16 protein-coding genes and 2 tRNA genes are annotated in these 20341 nt (G+C 30.0%); 8 read left to right on the plus strand and 10 right to left on the minus strand.

Going from position 1 to position 20341, the window contains the following annotated elements:
* Nucleotides 1-21: 21 nt before the first annotated feature.
* Entirely contained in the window at nt 22-2634 is a 2613-nt protein-coding gene (locus GYM72_RS03290) for a putative LPS assembly protein LptD (RefSeq protein ID WP_220264691.1), read from the minus strand.
* Nucleotides 2635-2656: 22 nt separating this feature from the next.
* Between GYM72_RS03290 and GYM72_RS03295 the strand changes: the two genes are divergently transcribed.
* Nucleotides 2657-3943, plus strand: coding sequence for an N-acetylmuramoyl-L-alanine amidase (locus tag GYM72_RS03295; RefSeq protein ID WP_220264692.1), 1287 nt, complete (start codon nt 2657-2659; stop codon nt 3941-3943).
* A gap of 427 nt (nt 3944-4370) precedes the next feature.
* A complete protein-coding gene (locus GYM72_RS03300) occupies nt 4371-5213 on the plus strand; it encodes a glycosyltransferase (protein ID WP_220264693.1) in 843 nt (280 codons plus the stop codon).
* Between the two features lie 48 nt (nt 5214-5261).
* Here the strand turns inward: GYM72_RS03300 and asnB are convergent, their stop codons facing one another.
* The 5 genes from asnB to rlmH all read right to left on the minus strand — a co-directional run bounded on the left by asnB (nt 5262) and on the right by rlmH (nt 10087).
* Nucleotides 5262-6926: an asparagine synthase B gene (gene asnB / locus GYM72_RS03305; protein WP_220264694.1), complete on the minus strand. Its 1665-nt coding sequence runs from the start codon at nt 6924-6926 to the stop codon at nt 5262-5264.
* Between the two features lie 221 nt (nt 6927-7147).
* Nucleotides 7148-8092 (minus strand): MBL fold metallo-hydrolase, encoded by a 945-nt coding sequence (locus GYM72_RS03310; RefSeq protein ID WP_220264695.1) that lies wholly within the window; start codon nt 8090-8092, stop codon nt 7148-7150.
* Nucleotides 8093-8254: 162 nt separating this feature from the next.
* Entirely contained in the window at nt 8255-8827 is a 573-nt protein-coding gene (gene rdgB / locus GYM72_RS03315; RefSeq protein WP_160556342.1) for an RdgB/HAM1 family non-canonical purine NTP pyrophosphatase, read from the minus strand.
* Nucleotides 8812-9621, minus strand: a complete 810-nt coding sequence (locus GYM72_RS03320; RefSeq protein ID WP_166003282.1) for a CPBP family intramembrane glutamic endopeptidase — start codon at nt 9619-9621, stop codon at nt 8812-8814. Before GYM72_RS03320 ends, rdgB begins: the two co-directional genes overlap by 16 nt.
* Entirely contained in the window at nt 9614-10087 is a 474-nt protein-coding gene (rlmH, locus tag GYM72_RS03325) for a 23S rRNA (pseudouridine(1915)-N(3))-methyltransferase RlmH (RefSeq protein ID WP_160565515.1), read from the minus strand. Before rlmH ends, GYM72_RS03320 begins: the two co-directional genes overlap by 8 nt.
* Nucleotides 10088-10572: 485 nt before the next feature.
* On the opposite strand from rlmH, the gene GYM72_RS03330 reads away from it, so the two are divergent.
* Together GYM72_RS03330 and GYM72_RS03335 are read left to right on the plus strand one after the other, a co-directional pair.
* Entirely contained in the window at nt 10573-12603 is a 2031-nt protein-coding gene (locus tag GYM72_RS03330) for a dihydrofolate reductase (protein ID WP_160556350.1), read from the plus strand.
* 343 nt (nt 12604-12946) lie between these two features.
* Nucleotides 12947-13984 carry an alpha/beta fold hydrolase gene (locus GYM72_RS03335; RefSeq protein ID WP_220264696.1) on the plus strand — a complete coding sequence of 346 codons (1038 nt, stop codon included), beginning with the start codon at nt 12947-12949 and terminating at the stop codon, nt 13982-13984.
* Nucleotides 13985-14166: 182 nt separating this feature from the next.
* Here the strand turns inward: GYM72_RS03335 and GYM72_RS03340 are convergent.
* The 4 genes from GYM72_RS03340 to GYM72_RS03355 form a co-directional block, all read right to left on the minus strand.
* Nucleotides 14167-14240 (minus strand) — tRNA-Asp (locus GYM72_RS03340).
* A gap of 53 nt (nt 14241-14293) precedes the next feature.
* Nucleotides 14294-14367: transfer RNA gene (locus GYM72_RS03345), tRNA-Asp, on the minus strand.
* Between the two features lie 333 nt (nt 14368-14700).
* On the minus strand, nt 14701-15330 hold the full coding sequence (locus GYM72_RS03350; RefSeq protein WP_220264697.1) for a YceI family protein: 630 nt from the start codon (nt 15328-15330) through the stop codon (nt 14701-14703).
* Between the two features lie 66 nt (nt 15331-15396).
* A complete protein-coding gene (locus GYM72_RS03355) occupies nt 15397-15654 on the minus strand; it encodes a hypothetical protein (RefSeq protein WP_220264698.1) in 258 nt (85 codons plus the stop codon).
* Between the two features lie 213 nt (nt 15655-15867).
* Here GYM72_RS03355 and GYM72_RS03360 point away from each other — a divergent pair, with 213 nt between their 5' ends.
* The 4 genes from GYM72_RS03360 (at nt 15868) to GYM72_RS03375 (ending at nt 20023) form a co-directional block, all read left to right on the plus strand.
* Nucleotides 15868-16422, plus strand: a complete 555-nt coding sequence (locus GYM72_RS03360) for a TlpA disulfide reductase family protein (protein WP_220264699.1) — start codon at nt 15868-15870, stop codon at nt 16420-16422.
* 24 nt (nt 16423-16446) lie between these two features.
* A complete protein-coding gene (gene glmM, locus GYM72_RS03365) occupies nt 16447-17832 on the plus strand; it encodes a phosphoglucosamine mutase (RefSeq protein WP_220264700.1) in 1386 nt (461 codons plus the stop codon).
* A gap of 225 nt (nt 17833-18057) precedes the next feature.
* Nucleotides 18058-19185, plus strand: coding sequence for a metallophosphoesterase (locus GYM72_RS03370; RefSeq protein WP_220264701.1), 1128 nt, complete (start codon nt 18058-18060; stop codon nt 19183-19185).
* 142 nt (nt 19186-19327) lie between these two features.
* A complete protein-coding gene (locus tag GYM72_RS03375) occupies nt 19328-20023 on the plus strand; it encodes a formyltransferase family protein (protein ID WP_220264702.1) in 696 nt (231 codons plus the stop codon).
* The last annotated feature ends 318 nt before the right edge of the window (nt 20024-20341 follow it).

Here is a 20341-nt window from a genome sequence, read left to right on the forward strand (position 1 = left end):
TGAATTAAATATACAAATTTTTTAAAAACTTGCATTGTCATTGAAATTTTTAGCCTCGTATTTTACCGCATCTTTTAATATGGCTGCTTTTACTCCTATATAAAAACTCCATGTCTTGTTATAACTTGAAGATATGGGAACCCAATTAAAATTAATATTAAAACTTCTCAAATCTCTCATAAATCCTAGTCGAGTGTATCCGAATTCTTTACTTTCCAAATCGTAATTAGTAGATGCAGTAATCTTCCAATACGGAGAAGGGGAGATTTCTCCCGAAAGATTTACCGTAGCAGTAACATTAGTATTTCTATTATATTCTTTCGTAGAAGCATAATTCAATCCTACGTCCAATTTCCAAGGCATATCGAAATGGGCGTAATTTTCATCATCAAAGTAGTATTTTTCATATCTAACTGTTCCTTGCTTCTTATATTTAATTACTTTCTTTTCACCGAATAATGATTCATCCAAAGAAAAATTCAATCCCATCGTGTAACTGGCAATAGTAAAATATCCAAACTTATCAATAGCATGACCTACTGTTGATTCGGGAGTATCAAATACTATTTTATAAGGATTTACCCTCATGGCATAATTAACACGTAATTTAGAATTAAATAAAGAAGAAGAGCCCGAAGCATTAATAGGACTCCATTTCAAAGAATCTGCAGCAAAATTATAAGATGTATTGATATTTAAAGATTCAAATATTTTTATCTTTTTAAAACCGCTGGATTCTTTTTTATTTCTAACCTTCATTTCAAGATTGTTAGCAAGGGATATATTTATGGCACTGTTTTCATAATTGGAAGGATTACCCATGACATTTCCTTCAAAATAAGAATATTTTACTTTTTTTCCATCTTTATCCGTATACGTACCGTAATATCCCCAAGAATCTTTAGAGAAGTCAGGCATAAAACCATAGCTGACTGTAGGAGATATCATATGACGGATTGCCTGAATCATACTTCCTTTTTTAAAGTTGGCGATACCATACAAAGTCGTTGTTAAATTAAGGGACCCGTCAAAAGTTCGGAAAGTTTTAAATCCATCTTTATTAAATGTTTCAACCTTATCCAAAGAAGCATTATAGTCCCTTCTAATAGTCTTTGTAGTCCAGATTTCTCGATAATTACCATTGATACCTAATTGAAAATAATTAAAAAGTGTGGAAGTAGTACCAAAACTGGTGGAATTTTTCATTCCGTTATTAGAGTTTTTAAACATTTTTGACGTAAACATATCATCAGTAGTCGTATTCAATGAATTTTGAAGATTCATTTTATAATCCATATAGATATTGTGCCAAATGGTTTTCTTAGGTCCTGATTTAGGTTTAAAAGGATAAATTTGAGGCATCGTAACCGTTACATTAGGAAGTACCATGCTTACATCACCGGTTGAAATATTTTGCGAAGCGGAGGTATTAAATGAAATAGTTAAGGGATTATTATTAAATCTTTTAACCAAAGAAATTGATGATGAAGTCTGATTATTATTTACATTACCATGTAAAGCATTTTGATTATATATGCTGTTGTTGTAGTAATTCTGACTCATAAAATTTACCGATGAGTTAAAGGACAAATTTGGATTGGCTTTGGCATCTTGTAAATGAGACCAGGTAATACGATAATTTTCAATTTCTGAATAATCATCCAGTCCTTTGGTACTATTTATATTTTTTTCATATATAAAATTTAAATTACCGGAATATTTGTAACGATTTAAATATCTTAATCTATTATCGATCATCCAGCTTCCTTTTGTGTAAAATCCAAAACGGCTTTCTAAGTCCAAATATTCACCAATGGGAACATAAATTCCCCATCTTTCCAAATAAAATCCTTTATTTTGCCGTTCACCGAACGTTCCGATTAAAATTCCCGCCTGTCGATTGCTGCCCGTTGAAGGCAAATATAAAAAGGGTAAAATGAACGGAGTCGGTACTTGTTCAATATACATCGTGGTAGGTCCTGCAATGATGGTTTTTTGATTTTTACCGGTAATAACTTTCATTTTATTAGTCGATAAACCATAATCAGGAATAGAATCTTTTTTTGCTTTAAAATATTCATCCGTAGTCATAAATCCCCCCCTCATATAATATTCTTCATCATTCATTCTTTTAGCTTTCTTAGCAATAATTGCCATTTCATCTTCTTCCGTTCGAATATTGAAAGCCGTACCCTGTTTGGTATTCATATTAAATTGGGCTTCTGTATATTCGTACTCTTTTCCTCCCTGAATAAATTTTATATTATCAATAATTCTTCCTAAACTGTCCACTTTTCCACGAGCTAAAATGTCTCCGGTATTCCAATCCATAACAATATAATCTGCCTTAATGGTCATATCCTGATAGCTGACCTGTGCATTATGGATCAGATAGGTTAATTTTTTTGAGAAAACATTACGAATTTCATCCCCTTTAGTGTCCACAATATTTTCAAGCTTTTCTTTATTGACTGATATGGAATCAGTAGGGATTTTTACAGTGTCAGAAAGGGTTTTAACTCTTTTTTCCTGTGCTAAGAGAATGTTAAAAATTAGAAAAAATAAATAAAGTATATTATATTTGAAACTTGAATTGATCAAAGCATATAAATTCAGAAAAAATTTTGCTGTCAAAATTAATCAAAAAAAAGAATTAATGAGAGTTTTAACAATATTTAACTTAAAAAATATACTACTAATAACTTTAATTTTTTTCACCGGCTCTTTATCTTCTCAAAAAAAAGATTTTACCTTAGTTTTGGATGCAGGACATGGCGGGCATGATAATGGTGCAAGAGGAGCTTTTGCCAATGAAAAAGATGTTAATCTTTCATTGGTTTTAAAAGTTGGAGCCATGATTGAAAATAACAATAAAGATGTAGAAGTTATTTATACTCGAAAGACGGATGAATTTATTCCATTAATGACCCGCGCAGATATTGCCAATAAAGGAAAAGCCAACTTATTTATTTCCATCCACTGCAATTCAAGCCCTAAAAGTGCCCCGTACGGTACGGAGACCTTTGTTCTGGGAGCTCATCGAAATAGAGATAATTTTGATGTTGCAAAAAGGGAAAATGAAGTTATTTATATGGAAAAAGATTATCAAACGACTTATGAAGGATTTAACCCCTCATCACCCGAATCGGTAATAGGCCTCACATTGATGCAAAACATATACTTAGAAAACAGTTTAAAAATGGCCAGCTATGTGGAAAATAATTTTAAAAAAGAAAATCGATTTTCCAGAGGAGTAAAACAAGCCGGTTTTTTGGTTTTAGTTCAAACAGCCATGCCTTCAGTATTAATTGAAACCGGTTTCATCTCTAACCCTCAAGAAGGGCAATATTTAGCTTCAGAAGATGGACAAAATACTATAGCTAAAGATATTTACGAAGCTTTTTTAAGCTATAAAAAGGAATACGATAAAAAATCAGAGAAAAAAGCGGAGGAAGAAATTCAACAAGTTGTTGAAAATCCGGTGGACAGTAACTTATCACTAAAGGTACAATTCTTAGCATCATTCAACAGATACAGTCCTAATTCCGTACAACTTAGAGGTATGAAAAATGTTGAAATTGTTAAATCAAACGGTAAGTATATATATTATGCAGGAAGTACCAATTTACGATCTGAAAGTGAAGCGACTTTAAAAATTGCCAAAGAATCCGGGTTTACAGATGCTTCTATAGTTGAATTTAATGAAAAAGAAGTGGTAACCGGTCTATACTATACCATTGAATTATTTGTATCACCTAAAAAATACAGAGAAAGAGATGCTATTTTCAGGGGATTAAATAATGTAATAAGACAAAAAACGGATAACAATTTATACATATATACCAGCGGGAAAGTAAGTAGTTACGATTCAGCCAAAAAATTATTGGAAATCTATAAAAAAATAGGATTTTCAGATGCTATCATTTCGAAAACTTTATCGTAATTTAAATCAGTATATTAAATAAGATATAAATTTTTTCTACTCATAAATTCATAACATGAGTTAAAAAATATCCATTATAAAAGATTTCTAAAGTTTCCCAATAGATCCCGTTTATTGAGCTAATTGATAACTATTTAAATTTATAACGTTGATCAGGTTTCTTAAAAACCAAGCCTTGTCAAATGGTTCATTCGACCCATTATTTAAATAAAGCTCGGTTCCAATTATCCTTATTTTACCAATTGCACAATCTAAAAGATAGTATAAAGTATATGAATCAATTGTAAAAATATTCATACTTACATTGTGTTTAAAACTAATAAAATTAAGGGTCACTAAAACAGATAATTTATCGTCATGGTAATGATCTTAATTTTATTTTGTTGGAATATAAAATTCAATCCCATAAAAAAATTACTTTTGTAATATGAAAGAAAATCCTATTTTATCTATAGTTGTTCCGGTTTTTAATTCAGGAATTTATTTGAAGGAAACTATTAAAAGTATTGAAGAGGTAAATTTTTCATATCCTTATGAAGTCATATTAGTAAATGACGGATCAACAGATTCGGAGACTTTAAAAATATTGGAAGATTACAAAGAAAAATATACAATTATAAATCAAGAAAATGGAGGAGTAGCCAGGGCAAGAAATACGGGTATTGAAAATGCAAAAGGTCAATATATATTACCTTTCGATTCGGACGATATAATGAATGGAAATTATTATGATCAAGCTTTACATAAGATTATTCATGATCCAACTATTGACATTCTCTATGGAGATTATATAATTTTCGGAAGTGAGAACAGGTACAATAAATCAGGAAAATATAACCGTTTACGGTTAATAAATAGCGGATGTTTTTTACCCAATTCAAGTATCTATAAAAAAAAGGTATGGGAGGATAACGGGGGCTATGATGTAACTTTATCGTATGCAGAAGATTGGGATTTCTGGTCAAGATCTGCAGTTAAAAATTATAGTTTTTATTATTTTAATCAACCCTTATACAAATATAGAAGAATTCATGACGGAAAATCATTAAGTCAAAGCAAAGCAACCAATTATAATGAAGCCATTAAAACTTTAAAAAGTAAAATTCCGGCTTCTGTATTTAATCAAGAAACTATAAGTGATTATGTGGTACAATCTGTAAGAGAAAATAGAAAATTAAAGATAAAACTCTTTTTACGCATATTTTTTCCAAAAATATTTAATTATCTAAAAAAGAAAAACCTATTTCCAAATGGGATAGTAGTAGAATAAAATGGCTTTTATTATTCATAATAAAAGCCATGAAAGAGAAATTTTGACCTAAATAGCATCAGTATGCACCGTTTTTACGGCTCTACCTGATGGATCAGGGTTATTTTTAAATGCTTCATCCCATTCTAAAGCCACGGCAGAACTACAGGCTACAGAAGGTACAGAAGGAACCGTTTGTGCTGCTGCCTGAGAAGGGAAATGTTCTTCAAATATGCTTCTGAACCAATATTCTTCTTTTGACATCGGTGGATTAATTGGAAAGCGTTCGGATGCTCTTTCCATTTGTTTATCAGAAACTTTTTTATCAGCCGTTTCTTTCAATGTATCAATCCAGGAATAACCCACTCCGTCTGAAAATTGTTCTTTTTGTCTCCAAGCAACTTCTTCAGGTAAATAATCTTCAAATGCCTCTCTTAAAATATGCTTTTCAATTTTTCCGTTTCCGCACATTTTATCTTTAGGATTTAAAGTCATGGCTATATCCATAAATTCTCTGTCCAAGAAAGGAACCCGCCCTTCAACGCCCCAAGCCATTAAGGATTTATTGGCACGAAGACAGTCGTAAAGGTGGAGTTTATCTAATTTTCTGAGGGTTTCTTCATGAAATGCTTGAGCATCAGGTGCCTTGTGGAAATATAAATATCCGCCGAAAAGTTCATCGGATCCTTCTCCCGATAATACCATTTTTACTCCCATAGATTTTATATATCTGGCTAATAAGTACATGGGGGTAGAAGCCCGAACTGTTGTAACATCGTAGGTTTCAATATGATAAATGACATCACTGATCGCATCTAAAGCTTCTTCAATGGTAAAATGAATTTCATGATGTACGGTCCCGATATGGTCTGCCACTTTTCTGGCTGCCAACAAATCCGGAGCACCTTTTAGTCCGACAGCAAAGGAATGCAGTTGAGGCCACCAAGCATCCGAATTATTGTTATCTTCCACTCGTTTACTTGCATATTTTTTTGCAATAGCTGAAATAATGGATGAGTCTAATCCACCGGATAGAAGAACCCCGTAAGGAACATCAGACATCAACTGTCTGTGTACAGAATCTTCTAATCCTTTTCTTAATTTTTGAATGTCAGAAATGTTGTCTTTCACAGAATCAAAATTCATCCAATCTCTATGATACCAAGTTTTTATTTCTCCGTCCGGACTATATAAGTATTTTCCGGGTTCAAATTCTTTGATATCCGGACAAACTCCTTCCAACGATTTGAGTTCACTGGCTACATAAAATTGCCCTTTTTCATCATATCCCATATATAAAGGAATGATTCCCATATGATCCCTTCCAACTAAATAAGCATCTTTTTCTTGATCATATAAAACGAAGGCATAAATTCCTGTAATATCTTCAAATAATTTGACCCCTTTTTCTTTATATAAAGCTAAAATAACTTCACAGTCAGATAATGTTTGGAAATCGTATTTTCCTTCAAATTTCTTTCTAATTTCTTTATGATTGTAGATTTCACCGTTAACGGCTAATATCAATTTTTTATCGCTGCTATATAAGGGTTGACCACCGGAAGCAATATCAACGATAGATAATCTTTCATGAGCAAGGATTGCATTTTTATCGCAATGGATTCCGGACCAATCCGGACCTCTATGACGAATTTTTTTTGCCATTTTTAAAGCCTGAGGCCTTAATGTTTCACCGGCTTCTTTTAAATCGAAAATTCCTACAAATCCACACATTTTTTTTGTTTATTAATTTTTGTAAAATTAAAGTAAATTAGCTTAAATTTAAATATAATTTGTAATTTTTATTTTTAAAATAAATTTATTTATTGGTTTTAATTTATTTTATAAACTTTTTGATGGTAAAACACAAAAATAAGTTTAGATTGAGAATGTGAAATGTTTGAAATAATAAACTGTAAAAATATTTTTCAGAAATATATTCTTTTTTTCATCACCTATTTCAAAATGATACGCTCTCCTTGTGTAGGAAATATATAATTGATAGAATATGGGTTATGTTTAACTAATTGTTCCTTAATTATTTGTTCATGATTTCCTTTAGGTTTGATATGGGTAACAATAATTGTTAACTTTTTCATATTTTTTTTTCCTACTAATTGAGCTAATTTTTTCATTTCTTCATTTAGTAAGTTGGGCGTTAAATGACCAAACAATAATTCTTCAGGTTGAGAATTAGGAAAAGAAACTTCAATAAGAAAGGTTTTTAATTTTCCTGATTTAATTTTAGGAGCTATAAGGTTCCAAATTTTTTTGAGTTTATCGGATTTTTCAATTCTGTCTGCTCCGGTATCGCCAAAATATAAAACTGCTTGGGTATTATTTTCCACTAAAATGGCGGAACTTTTAAGTGGTTTTACATGACTTAATTCATAAACTGTACCCGTTAAACGGGTATTAAGAATAGGGAATGCATTTCCTATTTCTGTGTATATATATTGATATTTATTAAGAATTGGACTTTCGCCTTCATTGGCAAAATTGATCCAAGCAGCATTGGTAAAATATTTATTTTTTAAAACTTCAATGGTTTCCTTACTTGCATAAATTGGCTTGGAGGAATCTTCGGGAGAGTTAATCAACATTCCTGATAAATGGTCTAAATGGCCATGAGATATAAAATATCCTTTGATGTTATCTTTTAATACATTTTCAATTGTAGTATTGGTAAAGGTTCCTTTTTCAATTGCCTTATTAATACCACTATAAATAGTTCCGGCATCCAAGGCTAAATAATTGGATGTTTTTTCTTCAGCAATTAGATAAGAAGAAAGATTACTTTCGTCACTTCCTCCATAAACTCCTAATGGAATGATCTCTAAATTCTGAGCCGAGGTAATTATATATACCGCAAGACATATTTTTAGAAAATATTTTTTCATGATCCTACTTTTTTAAATCAAATTATAATTGATATATTTTTTCATAAGACTCGTGCATCTTTCCATTAATTGAAATATCAACGTATGCTAAGAAAATGAAATTCAATGATTGCTTAAATTAAAGTAAAAAAATATAACGGATCATTTATAGTATGAAGTTAACTAATATAACTTTAAAAAATTGGTAAATCTTCGTAAAGCAATAGCTCTGTGACTTATCATATTTTTTTCTTTAGGTGAAAATTCTGCAAAACTTTTCAAATATCCGTCAGGAATGAATATCGGATCATATCCGAATCCACCATCACCCTTGATTTCAGTAGTAATAGTTCCAAAAATTTTACCTTCAAAATATTTAACTTCCTCATTATTTACCCAACAGATTACGCTTATAAAATAAGCTTTTCTATTGGTATTATTTTGCATACTTTTTAGCACTTTAGAAATATTATCATCAAAAGATCCGGTTCCTGCATAACGCGCAGAATAGATTCCGGGTTCTCCATTTAAAGCTTCAACTACTAATCCGCTGTCATCTGCAAAACAAGGTATATGAGTTAAATCATATCCGAATTTAGCTTTAATAAAAGCATTTTCACGGAAAGTGGTACCTGTTTCTTCAATTTCGCCTTCAAAATTATAATCAGCAAAGGTTTTAAGTTGAAAATTTTCGGGTAAAATTTCAATTATTTCAGCTTTTTTATGTTCGTTTTGTGTAGCTAATAGGATTTCCATGATTGATTTTTTGTTAATTTCATATAAATGCATCCAAATATAGCTATTATAATAATACCAACAATGAACAGAGTAAAATTACTAAAACCTAATTCGGGTGATTCCAATGATTTATATCGTATAAAAAAAATAAAACCTATCGTATTATTAATGCAATGAAGTAGTGTGCAGGTAAGCAGGGAACCTGTTTTATAGAAAGTAATTCCTAAGACAATTCCTGCTAAAATTCCACCAACTACCTGCCAAGGAAATATATGGATTCCTCCAAAAATTAAGGCTGATATTAATATAGCTTTTTGCGGTTTAATTTGATTATTGAGCATTCCCTTTAAAATAAATCCCCTAAAAAATAATTCTTCAAAAATTGGAGCAACGATACATACCGATATAAAGGTAATTATAGGATAATTACCGGCATTACCCAATAAGGCATACGACATGGTTTTATACATTTTTTCGAATATTCCGCCTTGAGTAGGTATTAATCCGGTTAAAAATTCTGAAACTAAATATTGTCCAAAAAATAACAAAAGGGCAATAGGGAAGAGTTTACTATTCTTAAGTGAGTAACTGATTATAAAACGTTCTTTTCTGGGTTTCAATCCCACCAAATAATAGACTAAATAAACAATTAGATAATTTCCAATGGTTAGAATCGGGGTAAAAACGTAGGGATTGGTATGTAGTTTTTTAGCTAGAATTGAAAATAGAGGACTTAGTACCAAAGCTCCCAAAAAAAATAAGATAAGAGCTAAAACTATGTCATACCATTTTAATTTAAGATAATTATTCATTGTGATAAGGTTTTCCTTGTAAAATACTGAAGCCGCGATATAATTGCTCAACGAAAAACAAACGCACCATCTGATGCGTAAACGTCATTTTGGATAAAGCTAGTTTTTGAGGATTTAGATTATAAATTTTATCAGAAAATCCATAAGCTCCTCCGATACAAAAAACTAAATGTTTAACAGAATTATTCATTTGCTTTTCCAGAAATGATGAAAATTCAGTTGAAGTAAACTCTTTGCCTTTTTCATCTAAAATTATGAGTGTATCTCCCGAAACTAAAAAAGAAAGAATGGACTCTGCTTCCGCATTTTTTAATTCATTTTCTGAAAGATTTTTGGAATTTTTTACATCCGGTAATTCTTTGCGTTCAAATTTAATGAAAGCGGGTAAGCGTTTTTCTAAATTTTCCATTAGAATTACTAATTCTTTAGAATTGGTTTTGCCAATCGATAATAATGTAATTTTCATGCCACATTAATAACTGCAAAAATAGAAGATTAATTATAAATAAAGTCTTCATATTGTTAAACCCGTTTTTTAAAAAAATATAGTTATAGTATCCTTATTCGCTTACATATAATATAAGTTCTAAACGTTTAAAATTAAATTTAGTTTATGAATACTCGTTTATAATATATTTTTCTTGATTGAGATAATAACTTTCATTTTTAAAATAGCTTTCGTCTTAAATTTAGAAGAGTATACCGGTTTTTGCTCTTTTATAAAATTTAGTTATAAATATCAATTGTAGTGGTAAATAGTTTTATAGAAGGTGCTTATATCAGTTTTATTAAAAAGTAATATTCTTTAAAGGTTTCTATATAACGTATTGAGTATTATTTTTTAATTACAAACTTATCCCATTCATTTTATAATAATTTTGAGAACTATACTCTCCTTATCATATAGTTTTTTATCTTTGTTAACATAATTAACATATAAACATTATAAAGATGAAAATTAATATTGTTGCGGGTATTCTTGCTGCCTCAATAATTTTGGGGTCTTGTGAATCAAAACATTCAGAGCAAACCGAAAAAATTAGTGAAGAAGATTTTAATTATAAAGTCGATCGTTTTGCCGATATTGAAGTTTTAAGATATCGAATACCTGAATGGGATAAGTTGTCTTTAAATGAAAAAAAATTGGTCTATTATCTTTCTCAAGCCGGATTAGCAGGTAGAGATATCCTTTGGGACCAAAACTATAAATATAATTTGAAAATAAGAAAAGCATTAGAATCCATCTATCAAAATTATAAAGGAGATAAAACCTCAAAAGATTGGAACAATTTTGAAGTATATTTAAAAAGGGTTTGGTTTTCAAATGGGATTCATCATCATTATTCTAATGATAAAATTATGCCTGAATTTACCCAAGCATATTTTGAGGAGCTAATGAAAGAAACTCAAACTTCATTGGATTCTCAGATCGTTTCCATTTTATTCAATGAAAAAGATTCTAAAAAAGTAAATCTAGATGAATCCAAAGGGTTAATTTCAGGATCTGCAGTAAATTTTTATGGAGAAGGAATTACCGAAAAGGAAGTGGAGAAATATTATTCAGCTAAAAAAAGTCCGGATGCTTCTCGTCCCTTATCTTTTGGTTTAAACTCCCAATTAGTTAAAGACAGTAAAGGTACTTTAGAAGAAAAGATTTGGAAAAGCGGGGGAATGTACGGTTCAGCTATTGATCAAATAATCTATTGGTTGGATAAGGCTGTTACCGTAGCTGAAAATAAAGAACAGGGAGATGCTTTAAAACTTTTAATTGAATATTACAAAACAGGAGATTTAAAAACTTGGGATGATTATAACATAGCATGGCTTAAAGCAACTAAAGGAAATATAGATTATATAAACGGATTTGTAGAGGTGTATAATGATCCGCTTGGTCACAAAGGATCCTATGAGAATATTGTTCAAATCAAAGATTTTGACATGTCGGCAAAAATGGAAGTTATATCCAAAAATGCACAATGGTTTGAAGATCATTCTCCTTTAATGACGGAACATAAAAAGAAAAATGTAGTAGGGATATCGTATAAAACAGTTAATGTAGCATCGGAAGCGGGAGATTCTTCACCCAGTACTCCGATTGGAGTAAATTTACCTAATGCGGATTGGATCCGTGCGGAATATGGCTCAAAGTCGGTTTCTTTAGGAAATATTATAGACGCTTATAATTTAGCCGGAGGAAGTGAAAAGTTAAAGGAATTTGCATACAGCCAAGAAGAAATAGAATTATCAGAAAAATACGGAGAATTAGCAGATAAACTGCATACAGCTTTACATGAAGTTGTGGGTCATGCTTCTGGACAAATTAATCAAGGAGTCGGAACCCCTAAAGAAACTTTAAAAAGTTATGCATCTACAATGGAAGAGGGAAGAGCAGATTTAGTAGGATTGTATTATTTATATGATCCGGAATTACAAAAGCTTGGATTAGTAGATGACTGGAAAAAAGTAGGAATGACAGCCTATAATGATTATATACGAAACGGATTAATGACTCAATTAGTTAGAATTGAACCGGGAAGAGATATAGAAGAAGCACATATGAGAAATCGTCAATGGGTAAGTGCGTGGGCGTATGAAAAAGGTAAAAAAGATAATGTAATTGAAAAAGTGGTTAAAGATGGTAAAACCTATTTTAAAATTAATGATTATGAAAAGCTTCACAATTTATTTGGAGAATTATTGAAAGAAACTCAAAGAATTAAATCTGAAGGAGATTATAATGCTGCAAAAAATTTAGTGGAAACGTATGGAGTAAAAGTGGATAAAGAATTACATGCAGAAGTTTTAAAAAGAAACTCTAAATTTAATACCGCAGCTTATAAAGGTTTCATCAATCCTATTTTAGTTCCTAAAACTAATGAACAAGGAGAAATAACTGATATTGAAGTTACTTATCCGGAATCATTTGCAGTAGAAATGTTGTTCTACTCTAAAAATTATGGATTCCTTCCTCTTGAAAACTAAAAATTAAAATATTTACAATATAAAACGACTTTACTTACAGTCTTTAAGTAAAGTCGTTTTATTTTATGGTAAACTTTATTTTATACACTTATTTATAAAATAGAAATCCTATTTAATCTTCAGGCAAATTATTTATAAAGTTTTTCAATTAATAAGTATAATATTCGGATTAGAGATAAAATATTTTTAAAATAATTTATCCTGAAATAAATCTCATTCTTAGATTTGCTAAATATATCTCTTTAAGTTCAATAAAAAACTCAGATAAATTGGTATTTATGAAACTTTGTGGAACACGATAAAATTAACAATTATTATATAATATAATGAAAACAGTTTTTTAATGACAAGTGTACTTTTGCTAGTATTGGCTTATGGTCAAAAAAAAGATGATAAGTTTGAAGAAAAGCCCATACTAATCAAAGAACAGGGGGCATTTTCTTCAGGAGGTAAAATTAGTAAGAGTGAAGGAGTATTTGATCCTAATAAGCCCTGGTTCGAGCCACAAGGAGGACAAACAAGACATTGTGATCATGCCGATGTATGGTATCAAATTCCTGTTCATCCTAAACATACGTCCATGGTTTTTCTACATGGGTATGGGCAATCCAGACGAAGCTGGCAAACGACAGCAGACGGGCGAGAGGGATTTTCCAATATATTTTTAAGAAAGGGGTATAGTATATACCTGGTAGATCAACCCGGAAGGGGAGAAGCAGGACAAACATGTAAGCCCCTAGCTATTTCAACAGCACCTGATGATCAAACCTGGTTTACACAATTTCGGATAGGAAAATATCCAAATTATTATGAGGGAGTACAATTTCCAAAAGATAGTATATCAATCGATCAATTTTTTAGAATGATGACACCCAATACAGGCAGTATAGATGAGGAAACTCTTGTAAACTCATTATCAGAAGTATTGAAAAAATCGGGAGATGCTATTTTTTTTACACATTCAGCCGGAGGATTGCCCGGATGGAAAACAGCTATACAGAATGAAAAGGTAAAAGCAATTATTGCCATTGAACCGGGTGCGTTTAGTTTTCCCGAAGGGAAAGTTCCTGTTGGAAATAGGGGAGGGAGTATACCCATGAATCAATTTATGAAATTAACCCGTATACCTATACTCATATATTATGGAGATTTTATTCCCGAAGAAAAAAATACTACTTATTCGCAAAATTTTTGGAGAGAGGTACTGATTTCCGCTAAAGAATGGGCGAAATTAATAAATGAAAGCGGCGGAGATGTCACTGTTATTCATTTGCCGGACATTGGAATAAATGGAAATACGCATTTTATTATGTCAGACCTTAATAATATTGAAATTGCGGATCATGTACATAAGTGGTTAAAAGAAAAAAAATTAAATTAATGCTTTGCTATAGTAATTAGTATAATAGGGTAGATATCCATGCAAAAAACTCTTATAATAATTAAATTCTAAACAAAAATAAGATCTTTAGAGATCTATATTAAGAGTCTTCATAGTTAAATACTAATAAATAAAAAAGGAAATTAATAGGAATTAATATGAAAATGAAGTATAAATTTTAGCGATCCGGACGGGACTCGAACCCGCGACCACCTGCGTGACAGGCAGGTATTCTAACCAACTGAACTACCGGATCAGGGTAGATTGCATAGTGTGCAATAAAAAAATAAAGAAATTTATGTTTCTTAGCGATCCGGACGGGACTCGAACCCGCGACCACCTGCGTGACAGGCAGGTATTCTAACCAACTGAACTACCGGATCTTTTCTGAAGACTTATTTTTAATAATTTCAGTGGTGCAAAGATAAACTCATTTTTCAATTTCACAAACTTTTTTGATTGAAAAATTCATATTTTTTGCTACAAATAACGATTTTTAAAGTAATTAATCTCATTTAATACTATTAAATCTATGAATTTCAATAAAATAATAAATGAAATAAACACTGATTTTTTTAAAATTTTATTCTTTATCGATTAATAGGTACTGAATCAATCATCTAATGTATCTAAATTAATTACGTATTGTTTAATTGTGATTGATACTATTTTAGGTTTAACTTGTCGCAAACAAACTTAATTGTATATAACAAGTATTATTTAGAAATAAAAACCATTAAATCAACTTCTGTCCAAGTTTTACCTTCATGCAGATCATAACAAGCTCTATGCAAGCTGGTATATGCTCTTTCAGAATTAAAATCTTTTAATACGTCGATTGAACCTTGAATTTTGAGAACTTTTTCATCCAATTTATATGTGAATTCTTTGGTTATTGTTTTTCCATTTAAAGTTAAGGAGATCTTCACCTTATTGTTTTCAAATTTCCCAAATGATCCATAAATTTCAGAAGAGGATAATCTTTTAAAAAAAAATAAAGTTAAGTTTCCATCTCTGGAAGTGTCACCGGTAGAAACCGTTGTTCCATCAATATAAAATTTTGCTCCTTCCAATGATTCCTCCAACGGTTTATCTTCTTTGGTGTTGGTTAAGGAAATATTTTTAAAACTACCACTTACAGGTACTTTTTTGGGAGTTTTATAAGCCGTCCATACTAATTCTTTTTTGAAACCGGATTCTTTTCCTTGAGGTTTAATTTGTTGTGTTGTAGTTTCAGTGCTTTTTACGTCAGAAGTCGAGGTAGATTTATTACTCTTATTATCTCCGCAAGAAAACAAAATAAGTTGAACGGATAAAATTAAACTAATATATTTATTATATAACATCTTAAAAGTTTTAATTGTTAGTAAAAAATTATTTAATAAATCAAATAATTAGTATTAAATAATTAGTTACTTTTTTATAACTGTTTTCGTAGGATGCAATGAATCTTGGGTAAGATTTTTTTTCGTTAAGGAATCTTTTGTAGATTCACTTTTTGAAGAATCAATAACAATAGAAGATTTTTTTAGGGTATCATTTGATTGTGATTGTGAATTTACATTTTGTTCAATATCGGCAGGAATAATATTTTTATTACCGCTTGAATATTTATCACATGAAATCAATCCACAAGTAAGGATTGCTATAACATAAAAATTTTTTTTCATAAACATTTAATTTTATCAAATATAAAAAAAATAGCAATTACGGTCTATTTTATTTATAAAAATAAAGAGTAGTATTCTGTGATATAATTTATAAACAATACGTGTAAAAACACTTTAAAAAAATATGTTTTTTTGTACGTAAACTATATGATTGATTTTATAAAATAAAAATTTGAACTTTTAAATGATTACTTTTGTAAATAAAATAGTTAAATGAAAAAAATATATGTAGTACTATTCAGCCTTGCCTTACTAGTTTCCTGTAAAGAAAAAAATACTTGTAAAGAGCAGAGTTCAAATCAAACTCATGAAACTACTGTAGATCATTCCGAAATTGAAGTAAGTAATCAAGAAACTAAAATAATCAAATCCGATTTTTCAAAAATTCAAAGTTTATTAAATACAAAGAGTGATACTATATATATTACCAATTACTGGGCAACGTGGTGTCCTCCTTGTGTTAAAGAAATACCTGATTTTGTGGCTCTTCAAGAGAAATACACCCATGAAAAAGTAAAATTTATCTTTGTAAGCATCGATCAAATAGATACCGAAAGTACATTACAATCATTTGTGCAAAAAAATAAAATGAAAAACGTATACAATATATCCTCTAAAGAAATGAGAGACCATATTGGTACGATTAGTCCTGATCTAGAAGGGGGTATACCGGTAACAGTTATACAAAAAGGAAATAAAAAAGAAGGATTTTTAGGAAATCTTTCCAAAGAGTTCATTTTAAGTAAAATTGAAGAATATTCAAAATAATTATAAGAATAAAAGAAAATATCTATGCCGTTAATTAAAAGTATATCAGGAATTCGAGGGACAATAGGGGGTAAAATAGGAGAAAATCTTACACCGATTGATACCGTAAAATTTGCTTCGGCTTATGGAACTTGGTTAAAAAGAAAATTAAATAAAGAAAAAATTAAAGTAGTACTTGGGAGAGATGCACGGATTTCCGGTCAAATGATCTCCGAGTTAGTTTCATCCACTTTACAGGGAGTAGGAATAGATGTTGTTGATTTAGGACTTTCGACAACTCCTACGGTGGAAATTATGGTTCCATACTTACAAGCAGACGGAGGAATTATTTTAACGGCAAGTCATAATCCTAAACAATGGAATGCGTTAAAACTATTGAATGCTAAAGGTGAATTTATATCCGATAAAGAAGGTAAGGAATTATTAAACATAGCTGATACGGAAGATTTTGATTTTGTTGAAGTGGATTATTTAGGATCGTATGTAAAAGAAGAAAAAGCAATAGAGCATCATATAAACAAAATATTGGAACTGCCTTTAGTGAACGTTGACTTAATTAAAAAAGCAGGCTTTAAAGTGGTGGTTGATGCCGTAAATTCTACAGGAGGTATATCGGTTCTTCCCTTATTAGAAAAATTAGGAGTTGAAGTAATCGAAATGTATTGTACACCCAACGGCCATTTTCCACATAATCCCGAACCGTTGGAAGTCAATTTAGGCGAAATAATGAAAAGAGTTCCTAAAGAACAAGCGGATTTAGGAATAGTTGTGGATCCGGATGTAGATCGCTTAGCATTTATATGCGAAGATGGAACCATGTTTGGAGAAGAATATACATTAGTAGCTGTTGCAGATTACGTTTTAAGTAAAACTCCTTCAGCTACGGTTTCTAATTTATCATCTTCAAGGGCATTACGTGATATTTCAGAAAAATACAATCAAGAATATCATGCTTCGGCAGTTGGAGAAGTAAATGTAGTAACAAAGATGAAGGATATCAACGCGCGTATCGGAGGCGAAGGTAATGGAGGTATTATATATCCTGAATTACACTATGGTCGTGATTCATTAGTTGGAATAGCCCTTTTTCTATCCTATCTTGCTGAAAGAAAGATTACAATAAAACAACTTAGAAATACGTATCCTTCCTATTTTATGGGAAAGAAAAAAATTGATTTAAGTCCGGAAATTAATACAGATGTTATTTTACAAAAATTAACCGAAAAATATAAAAATGAAGATATAAAAACTTATGATGGGTTGAAAATCGATTTTTCCGATAATTGGGTACACTTAAGAAAATCAAATACAGAACCTATCATCCGTATATATACTGAAGCTCCTACACAACAAGAAGCCGATCAATTGGCAGATAGGTTTATAGAAGAAATAAAGCAGGTATCTGACTAAGATAATGATTATCCAGGTGAGTAAAAATTATAGTATAAATCGATATTTAAATAATTAGACTAAACTAACTGTTTAATTTATTCTGATTTATATAATTTTTTTAATCAATTAAAATCATTTTATCTGCTTTATTAAGTTATAGTAAAATAGGTTTGATCTATAAAAATTAAATTTGATTGAAATGGAAGTTAGCTATCTTTATAAAAATTAGAAAAAAAAGATTCTATGAAAAAAATTTTTTTATTTTCGTTTACCATATTTTTATACTTTTTAGCTAACTTTTATATTTTTTATCATATATATTCCTTATTATCTGAACAATCAATTATACTAAAAAGCATTTTTTTCTTACTGGTATTTTTTCTTCCCTCATCTTTTATATTATTTTTACTTTTCTCAAAAAAATTATCTTTAGCATCTGCAACGATTTTATATAAAATTTCTACTAGTTGGCCGGTTGTTCTTTTATACTCTTTTTTACTTTTTCTTGTTTATGATGGATTGCTTTTATTAAATAAGTTTGGTGAATTTATACCTGAAAGTTTCTTTAATAACAATTATGGTATTATCTTGATTCTATGCTTAGTGGTTTGTATAGGTTTCTATGGATATAGAAATTATTTTAATAAAAGGAGAATTTATTTAAAATTAACAACCGATAAAAAGTTAATTAAACCTTTAAAAATTGTAATGATCAGTGACCTTCATTTGGGTTATGCCATTCAGGGAAATGAACTGAAAAGCTGGATTAATAAAATTAATAAGGAACAACCTGACTTAGTTCTTATAGTAGGAGATATCATTGACACTAATGTTAAGCCTTTACAGCATTTTTTATTGGAAAAGCACTTTAAAAAAATAAAATCCCGTTTAGGTATTTACAGTTGTTTAGGAAATCATGAATATATAAGTGGAATTACTGAAAGTATAGATTTTATTAAAAATGCCGGTATTCATTTACTTAGAGATTCTTCAATTTTAATTGAAAATAGTTTTTATATTGTGGGAAGAGATGATCGTACCAATAGCTCTAGAAAGCCTCTTAATGAATTAATTAAAGATCTTGATACCTCTAAACTTATAATCGTTCTAGATCATCAGCCTTATCATCTGGAAGAATCCGAGCTTAATCAAGTAGACATACAATTTTCAGGACATACCCATCAAGGACAAGTTTGGCCGATTTCTTTAATTACTAAATCCGTATTCGAAAAATCTCATGGTTATTTAAAAAAAGGAAATACTCATATCTATGTAAGTTCAGGAATCGGAATTTGGGGTGGAAGGTTCAGAATAGGAACCAATTCTGAATATGTGGTCATAGATTTTTTACAAGATTCAACCAAATATTAATTTTAAATTTAAGTGTTATTTTTAAAGTTTTAAACAATAGAACGTCCTTTTCCCGTTCATTATATTATTATTTATATAATGCTTTAAAATAACACACTTTAGTAAATCTCACTTGAACTAGTTAATTTTTAAAATATTTATTATGAATAAAAAAATAGCTGTTATTTGTTATGACCATCCCACAAGGAAAATACAAGAAGTATTGTTGCGATTAAAAGGGAAAGGATATCATAAAGTTGATGTATATGCAATACCATTTGTTCCCAGAAAGCCTATACAAGCACTTATTACACATCGTCCCACCGAATTACTTCTTACCCTGGAAAATGATCAATTAGCTAAAAATTTAGATTATACCTATATAAAAAAAGAAATAGGAGAGTTGGATAACTGTTTTACAGAAAATTCCTATCATTCTATCTTAATAGCGGGAGCGGGTTTATTGCCCGAACAATTAGTTTCCAACCATAAAATTATAAATTCTCATCCGGGATATCTTCCCTTTGTTCGTGGTTTAGATGCTTTGAAATGGGCAGTATATGAAAATTTACCCATTGGAGTAACAGTTCATTTTGTAGACAAAGAGGCAGACGCTGGTCTTTTAATTATACAAGAAAAATTAGATATAGCTTTAGAAGATACGTTTCATACCCTATGCTTTAAACTTTGGAATTTAGAAATGCAACTTTTGGTTGATTCTATTGAAAAGGTCGATACCATTAAAGATTTTATTTCCTTACCAACGGATGTGACAGAGCCTCATCGAAGAATGCCCAGAATTAAAGAAGAAAAATTATATTTAAAATTTGAGGAATATAAAAATAAAAATATAAAATAAGCAGGCTTAAAAAGCCTGCATCACTAAATAGAATTTAACATGTTATTGAATTTAAATTAAATGAGTTTACAAATTTAATTGGTGAATTTATACATATACTTATAATTAGTCTTTAAATTTTCTGATTCTATTCTTTTTTATCTTATAATTCATTCATAATTAAAATTCTAAACCATTCAAAATATTCAATAATATTTTAATTAATTTTTATAGCAACAATCGCAGTAAATTACTGATTGAGGTCTTGAAAAATATATATTTGGATTTCTAAAAAATATTAATCCGGATTGTTTTAAAAAATATTTTAGAAAGTTAGAT

The sequence above is a fragment of the Apibacter sp. ESL0404 genome (assembly GCF_019469245.1).
In the GTDB taxonomy this organism is placed as follows: Bacteria; Bacteroidota; Bacteroidia; order Flavobacteriales; family Weeksellaceae; genus Apibacter.

Bases quoted from the DNA above. Each gene is read 5' to 3' on its own strand.
- GYM72_RS03295 (WP_220264692.1), top strand. From the start codon at position 2,657: ATGAGAGTTTTAACAATATTTAACTTAAAAAATATACTACTAATAACT.
- GYM72_RS03300 (WP_220264693.1), top strand. From the start codon at position 4,371: ATGAAAGAAAATCCTATTTTATCTATAGTTGTTCCGGTTTTTAATTCA.
- asnB (WP_220264694.1), bottom strand. From the start codon at position 6,926: ATGTGTGGATTTGTAGGAATTTTCGATTTAAAAGAAGCCGGTGAAACA.
- GYM72_RS03310 (WP_220264695.1), bottom strand. From the start codon at position 8,092: ATGAAAAAATATTTTCTAAAAATATGTCTTGCGGTATATATAATTACC.
- rdgB (WP_160556342.1), bottom strand. From the start codon at position 8,827: ATGGAAATCCTATTAGCTACACAAAACGAACATAAAAAAGCTGAAATA.
- GYM72_RS03320 (WP_166003282.1), bottom strand. From the start codon at position 9,621: ATGAATAATTATCTTAAATTAAAATGGTATGACATAGTTTTAGCTCTT.
- rlmH (WP_160565515.1), bottom strand. From the start codon at position 10,087: ATGAAAATTACATTATTATCGATTGGCAAAACCAATTCTAAAGAATTA.
- GYM72_RS03330 (WP_160556350.1), top strand. From the start codon at position 10,573: ATGAAAATTAATATTGTTGCGGGTATTCTTGCTGCCTCAATAATTTTG.
- GYM72_RS03335 (WP_220264696.1), top strand. From the start codon at position 12,947: ATGACAAGTGTACTTTTGCTAGTATTGGCTTATGGTCAAAAAAAAGAT.
- GYM72_RS03350 (WP_220264697.1), bottom strand. From the start codon at position 15,330: ATGTTATATAATAAATATATTAGTTTAATTTTATCCGTTCAACTTATT.
- GYM72_RS03355 (WP_220264698.1), bottom strand. From the start codon at position 15,654: ATGAAAAAAAATTTTTATGTTATAGCAATCCTTACTTGTGGATTGATT.
- GYM72_RS03360 (WP_220264699.1), top strand. From the start codon at position 15,868: ATGAAAAAAATATATGTAGTACTATTCAGCCTTGCCTTACTAGTTTCC.
- glmM (WP_220264700.1), top strand. From the start codon at position 16,447: ATGCCGTTAATTAAAAGTATATCAGGAATTCGAGGGACAATAGGGGGT.
- GYM72_RS03370 (WP_220264701.1), top strand. From the start codon at position 18,058: ATGAAAAAAATTTTTTTATTTTCGTTTACCATATTTTTATACTTTTTA.
- GYM72_RS03375 (WP_220264702.1), top strand. From the start codon at position 19,328: ATGAATAAAAAAATAGCTGTTATTTGTTATGACCATCCCACAAGGAAA.